The sequence below is a fragment of the Pseudomonas sp. M30-35 genome (genome assembly GCF_002163625.1).
Lineage (GTDB): Bacteria > Pseudomonadota > Gammaproteobacteria > Pseudomonadales > Pseudomonadaceae > Aquipseudomonas.
On the sequence record NZ_CP020892.1, the window covers coordinates 3023187 to 3037656 of the forward strand.

Consider the following 14470-nt stretch of genomic DNA (forward strand, 5'->3'; position numbering starts at 1 on the left):
ACTCGCCTGACCCCTTCGATCCTCCCGGCGCGCGGTGTCACGGCCTGTAAACCGGGAGGGTCGATTCCAGTCCAGAGTCGTCTTGAGTGACGCCTGCGGACTGTAATCGACACAGCTGTAGCGCTAGAAGCTAGAACACTCTAACGACAACAAATCCGACCCTTAGAATAAGAGAGTCTGCCATGTCCATCGATCCGCAAAACCTGTTGCGTGACCTCTTTAACACCGCCATTGACGCTGCCCATCCTCGTCACGTGCTGGCCGACCATTTACCCGCTGACCGCAGCGGCCGAGTGATTGTAATCGGCGCGGGCAAAGCAGCCGCAGCCATGGCCGAGGTGATTGAGCGAGAGTGGCAAGGCGAGGTTTCAGGACTGGTCGTGACGCGCTATGAGCACGGCGCCAACTGTAAAAAAATTGAAGTAGTTGAGGCTGCGCACCCGGTCCCGGATGACGCTGGCGAACGTGTCGCCAAGCGCGTACTGGCGATGGTCAGCAACCTGACTGAAAGCGATCGGGTTATTTTCCTGCTCTCCGGCGGCGGCTCCTCCTTGCTCGCCCTGCCCGCTGAAGGCATTACCCTGCAGGACAAACAGGCAATCAATAAAGCCTTGCTGAAATCCGGCGCGACTATTGGCGAGATGAACTGCGTGCGCAAGCACCTCTCCGCGATAAAAGGTGGGCGCCTGGCAAAAGCCTGTTGGCCCGCCACAGTCAACACCTATGCGATTTCCGATGTGCCCGGTGATGAAGCCACGGTTATCGCCTCAGGCCCAACGGTTGCCGACCCCAGCACTAGCGCCGAAGCACTGGCGATATTGGCGCGCTACAGCATCGAGATTCCCGCCAATGTTCGCCAATGGCTGCAAGACCCGCGCTCAGAGACAGTCAAACCTGGCGACCCATGCCTTGCTCGCAGCCACTTTCAGTTAATCGCCACGCCGCAGCAATCCCTAGACGCCGCGGCCGCCAAGGCCGAAGCCGCCGGTTTCCCGGTGCTTATTTTGGGTGATCTTGAAGGTGAATCGCGGGAAGTGGCAAAGGTCCATGCAGGCATCACCAAGCAAATTCTCTTGCATGGCCAACCGATCAAGGCCCCGTGCATCATTTTGTCCGGCGGGGAAACCACAGTGACCGTGCGCGGTAACGGCCGTGGCGGGCGCAATGCGGAGTTTCTACTCAGCCTGACCGACAGCCTCAAAGGCATGCCGGGGGTTTACGCAATGGCAGGTGATACCGACGGCATCGACGGCTCAGAAGACAATGCCGGCGCCATCATGACGCCCTTCAGTTACGCCCGTGCAGGTTTACAAAACCTCAGCGCCAGTGACGAGCTGGATAACAACAATGGTTACGGCTACTTCGCTGCGCTCGATGAACTGATCATGACAGGCCCGACCCGCACCAATGTGAATGACTTTCGCGCTATTTTGATTCTTGAGAGCAATGAATAATGACACCTGACAAGAACGTAAAAATCCTCGCAACACTGGGCCCGGCCATCAAAGGCATTGACGATATACGTCAACTGGTCGAGTCAGGGGTCAACTTGTTCCGCCTCAACTTCAGCCACGGCGAACACGCCGATCATGCCGAACGCTTCAACTGGGTCCGTGAAGTCGAAAAGCAACTGAATTACCCCATCGGCATTCTCATGGATCTGCAAGGCCCGAAACTGCGTGTCGGTCGTTTCGCCGACGGCAAGGTCATGCTGCAACGCGGTGACAGCTTGCGCCTTGACCTGGACAAAACGCCGGGCACAGCCCAGCGGGTGAACCTGCCGCACCCGGAAATCATCGAAGCCCTGCAACCGGGCATGAGCCTGCTGCTCGATGACGGCCGCCTGCGTCTGCAAGTCACTGCCAAACACGCCGATGCAGTGGATACCAAGGTGATTGCCGGCGGTGAATTGAGTGACCGCAAAGGGGTAAACGTACCCGAAGCAGTATTGCAGTTGAGCCCGCTGACCGAGAAGGACCGGCGCGATCTGAGCTTCGGCCTTGAGTTGGGTGTCGACTGGGTGGCACTGTCTTTCGTGCAACGCCCGGAAGACATCATCGAGGCGCGCGAGCTGATTCAGGACAAAGCCTTCTTGATGGCTAAAATCGAAAAACCATCAGCCGTCGAACACCTCGAAGACATCGCCAAGCTATGCGATGCGATCATGGTTGCGCGTGGCGACTTGGGCGTTGAAGTACCGGCTGAAAATGTACCGCGTATCCAGAAAGACATTATCCGCACCTGCCGCCAACTGGGCCGTCCGGTAGTCGTTGCCACGCAGATGCTCGAATCCATGCGTTTCTCTCCTGCACCAACACGTGCTGAAGTCACCGACGTTGCCAATGCCGTCGCCGAAGGTGCAGATGCAGTAATGCTCTCGGCTGAAACAGCCTCGGGCGACTATCCGATGGAAGCGGTAAGCATGATGAGCAAAATCATCCGCCAAGTTGAAAACGGTCCTGACTTTCAAGCTCAACTGGACGTCAGCCGCCCCCATGCGGAAGCTACCGCATCAGATGCCATTAGCTGCGCGATCCGGCGCATCAACGCCATCTTGCCGGTCGCAACTCTGGTCAACTACACCGAGTCAGGCGCATCGAGCCTACGCGCCTCACGTGAGCGGCCAAAGTCGCCGATTCTGAGCCTCACACCAAACCTGAATACCGCGCGCCGCTTGACCGTCGCATGGGGTATCTACTCGGTAGTCAACGAGCGTTTGCACAAGGTCGAGGAAATCACCAGTACCGCACTCGAAATCGCCCAAGCGCAAGGCATGGCTCGACGCGGCGATACCGTGGTGATTACCGCCGGCGTGCCGTTTGGCCAGCCCGGCAGCACCAACAGCCTGCGGATAGAAACCCTCCATTAACCAGCGCATTTGCCTCACGGAGCTTCAAGGTACGGACACCTTAAAGCTCCACCGGACAGGGACGTTCACCTAAAGTTTTTCTGAAAACTACTGTTTCTGGTTCGCTGCCTTTCAAACAGCCAGCAAAAGCAAAACTATCTGAACGCCCGTAGCCTCAACTGCGGGCGTTTTTTGATTTAAAACCTGCGGCGACTTCAAGCATGCAAACTCAACCTCTCCCCAGCCTTGCTTTGCGCAGTTGCAGAACATTGTTAAGCGGCTTCAGCCAGATATTTCTGCAAAATGACCCCGGTTGCGGCCTGCTGATTTTGCTCGGTATCGCTGTCGGCGCACCAGAACTGCTTGGCGGCGCATTGCTGGGCGGTTTAAGCAGCATGCTCACGGCCAAGTATCGCGGCTATGCCAGCGCTGATATCGAGCAAGGTTTATATGGCTACAACGGTGTCCTGCTGGGCATGCTGATCAGCATGCAATTTCAGTGGTCTGTTACCGTGCCGTTATTGATTATGCTCAGCGCAGGGCTGTCGAGCCTGATGCTTGCGCCCTGGATGGCGCGGATGCGTAATCGCCAATGGCTGCCAGCCTTTACCTTTCCATTTGTCGTGCTCAGTTGGCTGTTGCTCGAACTGGCGACACCTTTGCAACTGCAACTACAACTGCGGCCAAGTGCTGCGGTAGAGTCGCAACAGCTTGACCTGATCAACAGTTTGGCTGCAATGGCCCGTGGACTGGGGCAAGTGCTGTTTATTGAACGACCGCTGTCCGGTTTATGCCTGTTACTTGGCCTGTTCGTCGCGGACACTCGCGCCGCCGTTTGGGGTTTAATCGGCTCAGCCTGCGGCCTTGGTTTCGCTCTTTATCAAGGTTGGGAGCAGCACAGCGCCCTTGCTGGTGTGTATGGCTACAACGCTGTTTTAGCAGCGATTGCCGTAAGTCAGGTTAACCGCCGGATATGGTTGCCGTTGCTGGCGATTATTCTTGCCCTTGGTTTGCAGCCGGGGTTCAGCTCACTTGGTCTGCCCGCACTGACCATGCCGTTTATTCTTGCCTGTTGGTTAATCAGCGCAAGCCAGCGCCTGATCAAACAAAGCGCCGCTCAAACAGCCCCGCGCAAGGCTAAGCCATAGCTGTCTGCGCGCAACACTCATAGTTACCTGCGCGCAACACTTGCATCAAGCAGGCTAAACTCCCTAGGCTGACCGATTAAAACATCGCCAATAAGGGAGCACGCCAGCAGCACATGGAAAACACATTGAGTTTGCGCCGCCGGATTTACCGGGTCATTTTCTTTACCGACACCCAGGCCGGGCAACGTTTCGACAATATTCTGCTGGTCACCATTCTTGCCAGCCTTATCGTGGTGATGCTCGACAGTATCGAAGCCGTACACAGCCAATACAGTGCCTGGATGTCTGGTCTGGAGTGGATGTTCACAGCCTTGTTTGCTATCGAGTACCTGGTGCGAATCTACTGCTCACCCAAACCGCTGCGCTATATTTTCAGCTTCTATGGCTTGATCGACCTGCTGGCCATTCTGCCCGGCCTGTTGACACTGTTCTTCCCCAGCGCGCAATACCTGCTTATCGTCCGCGTAATCCGCATGATACGGGTCTTCAGGGTACTCAAGCTCAGCCCCTACTTACGTCAAGCCAACTTCTTGATGACCGCACTGCGCGGCAGTAAACAGAAGATCATCGTGTTCTTCTCCTGCATCGCGATATTAGTCACGGTTTACGGCACTCTGATGTACGTAATCGAAGGCCCTGAACATGGTTTCACCAGCATTCCCAAAGGCATCTACTGGGCCGTGGTAACCCTAACCACTGTAGGCTTTGGCGATATTGTGCCGAAGACAGCACTGGGGCAGTTTCTGTCGACGCTGGTGATGATTACCGGTTATTCGATTATTGCCGTGCCGACCGGCATCTTCACCGCTGAGCTGGCCTCTGCCATGCATGGCGGCGATGTATTGGAACATGAATGCCCAAGCTGCAAGAAAGATGCGCACGAGCCCCATGCAGCGTTCTGCAACCGCTGCGGAAATCCACTGTACCCTCGTGAGTCGCACCCGCGTAATGGGGACTTGGGTAAGAATGACCAGGGTATTACAAACAGTGATGGATGAACGAAGGCTGAAACCCCGGCAGGGGTTGCATCAGCGCTGGCTGATGAGTGTTCTCACTGCGGATGTTGTCGGCGCATATGAAGTGCATCGGCGTGACGAGTAAACCGAGCTAGCTGGCACGAACAATATTGCATGCAGATTTTACCGTGTAAAACCTGCATGCGATGGGCCAGCAGTTTTATTGCCCTGCTAGCCAAAGGCCTGAGCCTTGCTGCTTAGGCAATGCTGACGCCATGCGCTTCAGCCAATGGCTTCAAACCACCTGAAAAACCCTGACCGATTGCTTTGAACTTGAATTCTTCACCTGCACGATACAGTTCGCCGAAGATCATCGCGGTTTCAGTCGATGCATCTTCGCTCAGGTCATAACGAGCCAACTCTTTGCCGTCAGCCTTGTTCACCACACGAATGTAAGCATTGGAAACTTGACCGAAGCTTTGCTTGCGCTCATTTGCTTCGTGAATGGTCACGGCGAAAACCAATTTTTTCACCACTGCCGCCAGACCGCTAAGTTTGACGGTGACTTGTTCATCATCACCCTCGCCTTCGCCCGACTGGTTGTCGCCCATATGTTCAACCGAACCATCGGCAGACTTCTTGTTGTTGTAGAAAATGAAACTGTTGTCGTCGAGAACTTTACCATTCTCGCCGACGATAAAAACCGAAGCGTCGAGGTCGAATTTCGAGCCATCAGTAACGCGCGGATCCCAGCCCAGACCGACAACTACTTCTGTCAGGCCCGGCGCCTCTTTGGACAACGAGACGTTGCCGCCTTTGGACAAACTAATAGCCATTTTTCAGACTCCTTGTGCAATAAATTCGAGGGGTACTTCTGAGCATAAAAACTCGCCGGTAGGGCTAAGCCCACCAGCGAGATTTCAGCCAATAACTCGTTAGAAATTCATGCCGTACGAGTTAGCCAGGGCCTTCAAGCCACCAGCGAAACCCTGACCAACGGCGCGGAATTTCCACTCACCGTTGTTGCGATACAGCTCTGCGAAAACCATCGCGGTTTCAGTCGAGGCATCTTCAGCCAGGTCGTAACGCACGACTTCAGCACTTGTCATTTCGTTGACGATGCGAATGAACGAACCGCCGACTTGGCCAAAGTTCTGCTTACGCGAATCGGCATCGTGAATGGTCACGACGAAAGCGACTTTATCGACGTCAGCAGGTACACGGCTCAGATCGACTTTCAATACTTCGTCATCACCATCGCCCTCACCCGTGCGGTTATCGCCGGTGTGCTCGACCGAGCCGTCCTGGCTCTTCAACTGGTTGTAGAAAATGAAGTCAGCGTCGCCGCGTACTTTGCCGTTTGCACCTAACAGGAAGGCGCTAGCGTCCAAGTCGAAGTCAGCACCATCGGTGGCGCGCGGGTCCCAACCCAGGCCGATCAAAAGCTTAGTCAAGCTCGCATCGGTTTTGGTGAGTGACAGGTTACCGCCTTTTTGAAGAGTCAGTGCCATGGGTAAAGCTCCTTAATGGATGGTTAATTCTGTTGCTCAGTTGTTTTCAGGCTGCACGTCTTCCTTTCCGGGGAAGATCCAGCTAGCGACGACGCCGATTACCAAGACAATCATAACGATCATCAAACTGGTGTTGGCGTCAATGGTGTAACCGTGATGGAACATATGGTCCGTTGCATTCAAGCCAAGCTTAACTGCGATAAAGAACAGCAGCACAATGACTGCCTTCTCCAGATGGATCAGGTAGCGTTTTAGTGCCTCCAGTACAAAGTACATGGTGCGCAAACCCAGGATTGCAAACAGCATCGCCGAATAAACGATCAGCGGTTCACGGCTGACAGCGATAACCGCAGGAACGGAATCGAAGGCAAACAACACATCGGATACTTCCACGACCACCAGACACAGGAACAGCGGAGTCGCGAAAATCGCGCCTTTAGCCGCTAGCGTCATGCCTGCGTTTTCAGGTTTCTGAATTTCTGCTTCAAGATGCTTGCGCGAGACGAAGAAGTTGTGGCCATACAACTTCGGCCAAACCGGGAACAACTTCTGAGCGAAGCGGTACGCCATGTGTTTGGAGTAATCCTCTTCTTCCTCGTCGTCACCGCCGGCGCGCAGCATCATCACTGCAGTCCAGGCAACGATAAGGGCAAACACGATCTCGACCCACGGTCCAAACGCTAGCAGCCCGGTACCGATAGCAACGAAGACACCGCGGAACACGATAGCGCCGATAATGCCCCAGTAAAGTATCCGGTGGCGCAAGCCATCTGGCACTTTGAACCAAGCGAAGATCGCCATGAAGACGAACAGGTTATCCACGCTCAGGACTTTTTCAAGGGCGTAGCCGGTAACGAACAGGCTGGCAACTTCAGGACCATGCTGAATGTATAGGAAACCCGCAAAAGCCAGCGAAATAGCGACCCAGAACACTGACCAGACTGATGCCTTGGTCAGTGAAATGGGCTTATCGCCACGATGAGTAATCATGTCGAGGAGAAGCGCACCAACAGCGATCCCCACGAAAACCGCCATAGTCAGCGGTGGGAATCCAATTTGTGTATCCACGGGTAGAGTTCCTTAGAGGTCAAAATCAGCTGGATTGAGGTCCAGCTCAAGACAAATCAAGCGACATACTGCTTTCTCGTCGTCGTCGAAGTTACCATCCGACGCACCAACAGCAGACACAACGCGAATCAATAGACGAGCAGCCCCGTCATTGCCTTTGAGCTTACCTACGACTTTCAGTGCTTCAGCCCGACCAATCTGTTGATCGAACTCGAATTTCGCACAATGATCATTGAATGAGTTGATAACATCTTTGAGGTCAAAGACTTTCAGCTCAGGCGAGTTGGTAATAAACCCAACCATCTTCGATTTTTCTGCCGCGGAGATATCACCATCCGCTGCCGCGACCAATGCACAACCCGCAGTGGTGGCGTCCATGAATTTCTGATTACGAAACTTGCCGACCTCAGTAGTCAGTTTGTCACGTGCCGCTGTCGCGTTTGTTTTTAGCCATTCAAGCATTTGAGTTCTCCTCAATAGGCGCGATCAAATGACCACGCCATGAATTTTATTTTGAACCTGCAGTCCAGCGCATGCCCCAGCCATAAGCCTTATCCATCACCGCGTGGCCGCGATGGAAATCAACCTGGCGGGTGACCTTCACCGCACCATTCACGTTTTCTAGCAAAGCGATTGCGCATACCCCTTCACGACCACCCTCCTCGTTGAGGCGTACCTCAATGTCGGGTTGGCCAGGGATATAAATGGTCACGACTCCATCTGTTTCTTTCCAGTTTGGAACGCCTTCGTAAATGAAGGCAAAAAACAAAATGCGTCGCACCTCACTCCATTTCGCGCCGTTGATGTGCAACCACTCGCCACCCGCAACCGAGCCGGTTCGGTCGTCGCCCATCAGTTGGATATAAGGCTCACGTGTCAGGCTGCCAAAGGCTTTGCCAAGGGCTTGAACCACACCCTTTTGACCATTCTGAAGCTCATACAAACAGCCAACATCGAGGTCAATGGATTTGCTGCGAGCGAAGAAACCACCGCTTTTGGCTGGGCGCTGATTCCAGTTCAAGTTGACCTTGATCTCACCAAAACCGGCAGCTGTTTTTTCCAGACTGATCGTGGTGCGCGTCTTGTCGAGAGTGACCTTGCTCAAGCTAACGGACGACTTAACCGCTCCAGCTGGAGCCGCTGCAGGCGTCGGCGCGGGAGCCGGTGGTGGCGTAGGCGTAGGTGCTGAAGGTGCGGGAGCCGCAACTTCAACACCAAAGTGTTTAGCCAAGGGCTCTAACCCACCCGCAAAACCTTGAGCCACACAACGGAATTTCCACTCGCCTTGACGTCGGTAGAACTCGCCGAGAATAAGGGCTGTTTCCTGCATTCCCGTGGTGACAAGCTGAGCTTCGATCCCGCCAGTAATGCTCACCGACAGGTGTGAAACGCGCTCGAAACTAGCTTTGTTCTCGTAGATAGTGGCAGTCAATGCCACTTTCTCAACCACAGGTTCCAGCCGGCTCAGGTCAACAGTAAACACGGCGCGGCCAGCAGACGACTCAGTCATCTGCACAACGCCGCCCAAAACACTGGTTTGGCCGTAGAAACACATGTCACTGTCGCCACGGACTTTACCGGCAGCGTTCAAGATAAAAGCCGAAACATCAATGTCCGCCCCAGGAATCGGTGCGTAATTGATATCAACACTGAGTTGACCGGTCGCAACTGGTGCATTACCACCCGGTACGAGAGCAGCCATTAACGCACCGCCTGAACAGCCAGAGAAACCAGATCATCGACCGTGCGACCATTTGTGGTGACGCCGATAGCCTTGAATTCCCAGCCAGAACTTCCACGCGACAGGCTCGCCATGACGATGCCGGTGTGACCACCACGCTCAGACAGATTAAAACGGGCAAGCTCGGTTTTATTGCTAGCGTCGATAATACGGCAGTAAGCGTTTTCAACTTTCTCGAAGGTCTGACCAGTGAAGCTATTAACGGTGAACACCAGGTGCTTGACCGCTTCAGGTAGGCGAGTCAGATCGACGTTGATGCTTTCATCATCACCATCGCCTTCACCGGTGCGGTTATCACCTGAGTGCTGGATAGAGCCATCGTTGGACTTGAGTTGACGGAACCAGACCAAATCGACGGGCTTCAGTTCGCTGTCAAGCAGGATGCAGGATGCGTCAAGATCGATCTCGCCGCCGCTACCCAGCAACTTGCCAAAAAATCCGCTTTTTGCCGCGTCCCAGCCAAGGCCCAAGCTGATTTTGCTCAGGCCGCTGCCCGCGGTTTTTTCCAGAGAGATCGTTTGATTTTTGCTCAGAGTGAGTGCCATTGGTTACGCTCCTTGTTGATCGTCAGTATTCGTTTTATTTTCGGACTTGAGCTTTTGAACGCTCGCGTGTTGCTTTCTCTTCTTGGCTCTGCGCATACGTCCACGACGCCACGCAGAATGAAAGTGTCGCCAGTGGGCGTCTTGTGCTGCTGCTAGCAGTTCGAGATCGCCACGAGTGTCGCCCCAGGCCCTGAGCCGGTATTCGCTGAGGAGTCCATACACAGCCTCAAGCCTGATCACCTTGTTCTCGCAGCGACAGTTGTTGCCGCTGATACGGCCGGTCAGAACACCGTCGACAACCTCAAGCTCAGTGGCAATCAACTTGATCCCCAAACGCCGCGCAAAAGGCGCGAGAACCAAGGCTGGAGATGCCGAGCAAAGCGTAACCTCAGCACCCGCTTCGACCTCTGCGGCAACCGATAACAAACCCGAAGGGCGCATCAGCCGGGTCCAGTAGCGATTGCAAAAATCCAGCGCTTTTTGCTCGATCCATTGCGCTTCCACACCGGTCAAAAACTTTGCGATCAAATGCGCCTTTAGCTCATCACGGTTCATTCGCCGGAAGAGGAAGTGAACACTGGGTATAGCGAGGGTAAAAATCCGTCGAATGAACTCAGCTTTGCCGAAAGCAAACCTAAGAAAAGGGACGAAACTGTCACGCCGTGTCAGCGTGCCATCGAAGTCAAAGACCGACAGCACCTTCTCATCTTGCGCATCAGCTCCAAGCATCTCGTGCATCATCGAGCGGCTCCAGCCAGAAGGACCGGCGCTTCACCGCTGCCAAGGTCCGTAGGTTTAACGCCGTGCCAGCGAGCGCGTTCGAGGACTCTCATTGCCCATTTGTAATGAGTCGCTGGCTCGCACATCACATCATTGTGCTTGAACACCGCAGGTGCAAGATCACTGACGATCAGCTTGGCGCTGTTCAAATCTTCAAGACTCACCCGCAGCGAGTCCTGGATAATGCTGACCTGGCTCGGATGAATCGCCGTTTTACCTACCAAGCCGTGAGCGATATCAAGTTCAAGCTCCTCTTTCAGCAAATCGGGCTTTGCCAGTTGCTCAAACACTGGGGCGGTCAAGGCAAAACCTTGCGAGCCCATAACCCCAGCCAGCATCGGAATAACATAGGACATCGGTGTGCTGTAGAGCGTTGCAGTCGGCGTACGACGTAGTCCCAAACAGCCCATCAGATCGTTACCGCCAATGCGTAAGGCGATGACCCGTTGAAACAGATCGGCCTTCAGTGCCTGGCCTAATTCGACCATCGCATTTGGATTAAAGACATCGGGAGTTTCCAGGGTCGGCATCAAGTACAGGTCTGGATTGGTTACGGCCTTCTGCCAAGCGTACAAATTGCGCAGTGTCAGTTTTGGTACAACGAAGCCATCGACATGACGCATTAATGGCCAGTCATTGAGTACCGCGGCCATGTCCGAGTCACGTGGGCGCACGAACAACAATGGGCCGTCACTTGGACGCCCGCCACGGGCAGCAATTGCATTGAGCAAACCACTCAGATTTTTCAGCGCGGTGCTGACATCAATTTCTGCCACTGCATCTTCCAGACAAACGACCAGCGAACGCAGCTCAGGCAACTTTGTGCCGAAAACGATATCAAGCAGATCGATACGGGTAGCGGGCATGTACAGCGTGGCCCCGAGGGCGTATGGCGATACGTTGTTCATCAGCTCACACTCCGAATGATGGTCACCGCTCTGTATGGGCCAAGATCACTGCCGACTTCTTCCACCACGATGCCTGCGGCCTCGGTCAGATGCATCAGCAGTTGAACATCGCGGTCATTGCGGTCACGAACCAATACATGGTCAGGAACCCGGCGCAGCACTGCGCGGGTCGCTTCAGCAATCCCCGGCTTAACACGGTTCAGATTGCTGATGTTAAAACGAGCGGCCAAGGATTCCACTACATGGGTGGCCGCAGTCTGTAATACGCGTCGTTGATCGTCTGTCCATGGCGTTGCCGGGACGATTGAAGCCAGGGCCTGGCGTTGTGTGTCAATCTGTTCGATGAAATCGCGGGTAACGTCATGTTCGCTCAAGTGATCGTACACAACACAACCATGCAAGCCACCGTCTGCCGGCCAAATTGAACGCGAAACCAAGCCGGATACGGTTGCACCTAAAACGCCAGACGGAATTATCCAGTCCTCCGCAGAGGCGGATAACCAAGCACGCCCACAAGGATCTGCGAGCACGACTAAACGTGGCTCCACGGGAAAGCGTGAGTCACTCTTGAGGCTACGCCTAATTTCAGCAGAAATCGCACCTTTACCTGTCCATCCATCGACAAACACAATGTTCTCGGCCCCGTGAGCCTGAATAATTGCCTCCAAGGCGACAGTGTCGATGCCCCGGTCACGGACGATACTGATTCCATAATGATGGCAATCACGGCCCATCCCGATCAATGCACGACGCAGCAATACACCCAGTGGCAGCCCTGCACGAACAAAGGATACCAGTACAATCGACGTGCCGGTGCAGGCTTGGTTCAGTGCCAGCGCCAGAGACTGAACATCCGCAGCCATGCGCTCACCACTCTGCTGCAGTGCGCGCTCAAACAGGGCCTTGTGTACTGGCGTCGGCGCGTGTTCCTGGCTGATCATCTCGGAGTAGTGTTTTTGCTGGGTTTGAATCAAGCGCTCCTTCTCCGCGACGTCGGTCACTTCAATCTGCACCGCTTGCAGCAAAAAATGCACATCATCCGCGACATAACTGCCGCTACCGACAGTGTTCAGTTCGCCAAGAGAAAGCGTCATAGACTGCGCTCCACCAGCTTGGCCAGTTGGCTACGCGCTGGAGTCGCCCACATATGACACACATCCATGAAGCCAAGGTCGGTGATGCTGTCGCCAAAGCCCAATACCGGCCGTTCGCCATTGAGTTCAAGGTCGCGGCGTAACCACTCTTCAACCGCTAGCCGTTTAGACAGCCCCATCGGCAAAAATGCCAAGTTGTTGCTATTACCGTGGATATGCAGGCCGTCCAGCAGGCCCCGCGCCTGGACTTCGGCCAGCACGGTATTAAGCACGTCATCGTTGGATTCGTTGTGTTTGGTGACCACGTAATGCTGTAAACCCTGCTCTTCAACCACCCAGCCGCGAAGCGAGATTCCAAGCTCCTTGCCGATTTCCAGTGTGGCTTCACTCAAGCCTTGCAAGCGGCCTTGGTAACTCGCAAGCACCACAGTCATGTGAGCCTGCCAGCGCTGATCAAGGACGCCGGTGGAGTCGAGCATTACGCCGCCATGTGCGCAAATTGCGCCATGGGTAAAAGGCAGTTGCACCCGACTATAGGCCTCCACACTACGCGCAGTGACCGGCACGACATCAGCGCTCGCCAGCAACCACTCGACAAAGGACTTCTGCACTGGGCTCATGTAGCCGTTCGGCCGCCCTTCAATATCGAGCGTCGCGGTATGCCGGGGAGTTCCCTCGACCATCTTGCGCGCTGTTTGAAACAGGGTGTCGTCGAGATCGATCAATACCAGTGGACGATTACTGCTCATTGACAATCACCTGCGCATTGAGTGCTTTCAGCAATTGTGCCGAGACAGCCTGTGCCGGGGTTTCCGAGCAAATCAACACACGGTCAAACTGGCCGGGGCTGACGTTGTAGAGAAAGTTGGGAATGCCAAGTCCATAATTGTCTGCAAACGACAGTGCATGCTCGATGGCATGGCCAAGGGCGATAGGCGAACGACTTGTGGAGCTAAAGTGAACGTCGGCGCCGGCACGCTCTAAACGCTCGGCCAACAAAAATGGACGCCAGACAAACTCACTGGTACCGACCACAAGTACTCGCTCACCCGCCTTGATCTGCAAGTCCGGCGCCAAGGTGTCGGCAACCTGCCGAACGCCTAGACGCCCCCAATCGTTACGCGCTGACAGCGGCCAGTCTCCAGCCTCGACAGTGCCCACGGCGGGCATGACTGGCAGCGGCGCGTCGACATCCTCATTGAAACGATACGAACCCTGTAGCAACGACGTCTGGTGTGTCGACGGACCAATGCTGTCACGCACAGCACTGCCCGACCAATCGGTGAGCACGCAGGTCACCACCTGTTCCAGTTTGCCAAGGCCTGCCTCGACCAACGCCCGATGCAGGTTGATAAAGGTCTTGCCAGTCGATGCTTCGTCGTCAACCAGCACCAGCGAGCGGGCATTGAGCATCGCGTCCCGTATATCCGCCTCGACGGGCATGTGGATCAAGTGGGCGCTGGCGTGGCTGTGCTCTTCTTCAAATCGAGTAAACAACCCGGTCCCCGTCGGGTGGCGGGTGCTGACCATATAAACCGTATCGGCACGCGTGCGGCTGTATGCCCGGTGAACACCTGCACCCAGGCCAACAGCGGTCTCGGCCATACCGATAACCAGTACGGGGCCAGGCAAGTCGGCCGGAATTTTAGCCGCCAAACTGTCGTAACTTGCATTCATCACCGACGGACGCGCAGGAATATGCCGCCCCAATACTTTGGAGACGAAAAGAAATGCACGCTTAGGATTGTGGCGCTCGGCGAAACCAAACAATGCGTCAGGTGCGCCGACAGAACCTTCGACTTCAACTTCGAGAAGGCCGCGCATAAGTTGCGCGCTAAGCGTATGTGCTGCGGTGTTACGATCCATTAACA

The 14470-nt window shown here is 54.9% G+C and carries 15 protein-coding genes; 4 read left to right on the top strand and 11 right to left on the bottom strand.

The features are described from left to right. Positions 1-182 precede the first annotated feature (182 nt). The 4 genes from B9K09_RS13925 (at position 183) to B9K09_RS13940 (ending at position 4994) form a co-directional block, all read left to right on the top strand. A complete protein-coding gene (locus B9K09_RS13925) occupies positions 183-1454 on the top strand; it encodes a glycerate kinase (protein ID WP_087517381.1) in 1272 nt (423 codons plus the stop codon). After that, positions 1454-2869: a pyruvate kinase gene (gene pyk, locus B9K09_RS13930; RefSeq protein ID WP_087517382.1), complete on the top strand. Its 1416-nt coding sequence runs from the start codon at positions 1454-1456 to the stop codon at positions 2867-2869. Before B9K09_RS13925 ends, pyk begins: the two co-directional genes overlap by 1 nt. Positions 2870-3069: 200 nt before the next feature. After that, entirely contained in the window at positions 3070-3996 is a 927-nt protein-coding gene (locus tag B9K09_RS13935; protein WP_087517383.1) for an urea transporter, read from the top strand. A gap of 113 nt (positions 3997-4109) precedes the next feature. After that, positions 4110-4994, top strand: coding sequence for an ion transporter (locus B9K09_RS13940; RefSeq protein ID WP_087517384.1), 885 nt, complete (start codon positions 4110-4112; stop codon positions 4992-4994). 215 nt (positions 4995-5209) lie between these two features. Here B9K09_RS13940 and B9K09_RS13945 read toward each other — a convergent pair whose 3' ends face one another. The 11 genes from B9K09_RS13945 to B9K09_RS13995 form a co-directional block, all read right to left on the bottom strand. Then, the gene (locus B9K09_RS13945; RefSeq protein WP_087517385.1) at positions 5210-5788 is read right to left on the bottom strand and encodes a TerD family protein; all 579 of its coding nucleotides are present in this window, start codon (positions 5786-5788) and stop codon (positions 5210-5212) included. Between the two features lie 99 nt (positions 5789-5887). After that, positions 5888-6463, bottom strand: a complete 576-nt coding sequence (locus tag B9K09_RS13950) for a TerD family protein (RefSeq protein WP_087517386.1) — start codon at positions 6461-6463, stop codon at positions 5888-5890. Between the two features lie 36 nt (positions 6464-6499). Then, a complete protein-coding gene (locus tag B9K09_RS13955) occupies positions 6500-7498 on the bottom strand; it encodes a TerC/Alx family metal homeostasis membrane protein (RefSeq protein ID WP_087519110.1) in 999 nt (332 codons plus the stop codon). Positions 7499-7543: 45 nt separating this feature from the next. After that, entirely contained in the window at positions 7544-7993 is a 450-nt protein-coding gene (locus tag B9K09_RS13960) for a tellurite resistance TerB family protein (protein WP_087517387.1), read from the bottom strand. Between the two features lie 46 nt (positions 7994-8039). Beyond that, positions 8040-9233, bottom strand: a complete 1194-nt coding sequence (locus tag B9K09_RS13965; protein WP_087517388.1) for a TerD family protein — start codon at positions 9231-9233, stop codon at positions 8040-8042. Then, positions 9233-9817, bottom strand: coding sequence for a TerD family protein (locus B9K09_RS13970; protein ID WP_087517389.1), 585 nt, complete (start codon positions 9815-9817; stop codon positions 9233-9235). The genes B9K09_RS13965 and B9K09_RS13970 overlap by 1 nt, the downstream gene beginning before the upstream one ends. Before the next feature lie 3 nt (positions 9818-9820). Beyond that, positions 9821-10558 carry an HAD family hydrolase gene (locus B9K09_RS13975; RefSeq protein ID WP_256574024.1) on the bottom strand — a complete coding sequence of 246 codons (738 nt, stop codon included), beginning with the start codon at positions 10556-10558 and terminating at the stop codon, positions 9821-9823. After that, positions 10555-11505, bottom strand: coding sequence for an HpcH/HpaI aldolase/citrate lyase family protein (locus B9K09_RS13980; RefSeq protein WP_087517390.1), 951 nt, complete (start codon positions 11503-11505; stop codon positions 10555-10557). The genes B9K09_RS13975 and B9K09_RS13980 overlap by 4 nt, the downstream gene beginning before the upstream one ends. Beyond that, entirely contained in the window at positions 11505-12599 is a 1095-nt protein-coding gene (locus B9K09_RS13985) for a cysteine protease StiP family protein (RefSeq protein ID WP_087517391.1), read from the bottom strand. The genes B9K09_RS13980 and B9K09_RS13985 overlap by 1 nt, the downstream gene beginning before the upstream one ends. Beyond that, positions 12596-13348 carry a trehalose phosphatase gene (locus tag B9K09_RS13990; protein WP_087517392.1) on the bottom strand — a complete coding sequence of 251 codons (753 nt, stop codon included), beginning with the start codon at positions 13346-13348 and terminating at the stop codon, positions 12596-12598. Before B9K09_RS13990 ends, B9K09_RS13985 begins: the two co-directional genes overlap by 4 nt. Next, positions 13338-14465, bottom strand: coding sequence for a phosphoribosyltransferase domain-containing protein (locus B9K09_RS13995; protein ID WP_177408669.1), 1128 nt, complete (start codon positions 14463-14465; stop codon positions 13338-13340). Before B9K09_RS13995 ends, B9K09_RS13990 begins: the two co-directional genes overlap by 11 nt. Positions 14466-14470 lie beyond the last annotated feature (5 nt).

Excerpts from the sequence above, each read along its gene's own strand:
- B9K09_RS13925 (WP_087517381.1), top strand. The coding sequence starts at position 183 with ATGTCCATCGATCCGCAAAACCTGTTGCGTGACCTCTTTAACACCGCC.
- pyk (WP_087517382.1), top strand. The coding sequence starts at position 1,454 with ATGACACCTGACAAGAACGTAAAAATCCTCGCAACACTGGGCCCGGCC.
- B9K09_RS13935 (WP_087517383.1), top strand. The coding sequence starts at position 3,070 with ATGCAAACTCAACCTCTCCCCAGCCTTGCTTTGCGCAGTTGCAGAACA.
- B9K09_RS13940 (WP_087517384.1), top strand. The coding sequence starts at position 4,110 with ATGGAAAACACATTGAGTTTGCGCCGCCGGATTTACCGGGTCATTTTC.
- B9K09_RS13945 (WP_087517385.1), bottom strand. The coding sequence starts at position 5,788 with ATGGCTATTAGTTTGTCCAAAGGCGGCAACGTCTCGTTGTCCAAAGAG.
- B9K09_RS13950 (WP_087517386.1), bottom strand. The coding sequence starts at position 6,463 with ATGGCACTGACTCTTCAAAAAGGCGGTAACCTGTCACTCACCAAAACC.
- B9K09_RS13955 (WP_087519110.1), bottom strand. The coding sequence starts at position 7,498 with ATGGCGGTTTTCGTGGGGATCGCTGTTGGTGCGCTTCTCCTCGACATG.
- B9K09_RS13960 (WP_087517387.1), bottom strand. The coding sequence starts at position 7,993 with ATGCTTGAATGGCTAAAAACAAACGCGACAGCGGCACGTGACAAACTG.
- B9K09_RS13965 (WP_087517388.1), bottom strand. The coding sequence starts at position 9,233 with ATGGCTGCTCTCGTACCGGGTGGTAATGCACCAGTTGCGACCGGTCAA.
- B9K09_RS13970 (WP_087517389.1), bottom strand. The coding sequence starts at position 9,817 with ATGGCACTCACTCTGAGCAAAAATCAAACGATCTCTCTGGAAAAAACC.
- B9K09_RS13975 (WP_256574024.1), bottom strand. The coding sequence starts at position 10,558 with ATGATGCACGAGATGCTTGGAGCTGATGCGCAAGATGAGAAGGTGCTG.
- B9K09_RS13980 (WP_087517390.1), bottom strand. The coding sequence starts at position 11,505 with ATGAACAACGTATCGCCATACGCCCTCGGGGCCACGCTGTACATGCCC.
- B9K09_RS13985 (WP_087517391.1), bottom strand. The coding sequence starts at position 12,599 with ATGACGCTTTCTCTTGGCGAACTGAACACTGTCGGTAGCGGCAGTTAT.
- B9K09_RS13990 (WP_087517392.1), bottom strand. The coding sequence starts at position 13,348 with ATGAGCAGTAATCGTCCACTGGTATTGATCGATCTCGACGACACCCTG.
- B9K09_RS13995 (WP_177408669.1), bottom strand. The coding sequence starts at position 14,465 with ATGGATCGTAACACCGCAGCACATACGCTTAGCGCGCAACTTATGCGC.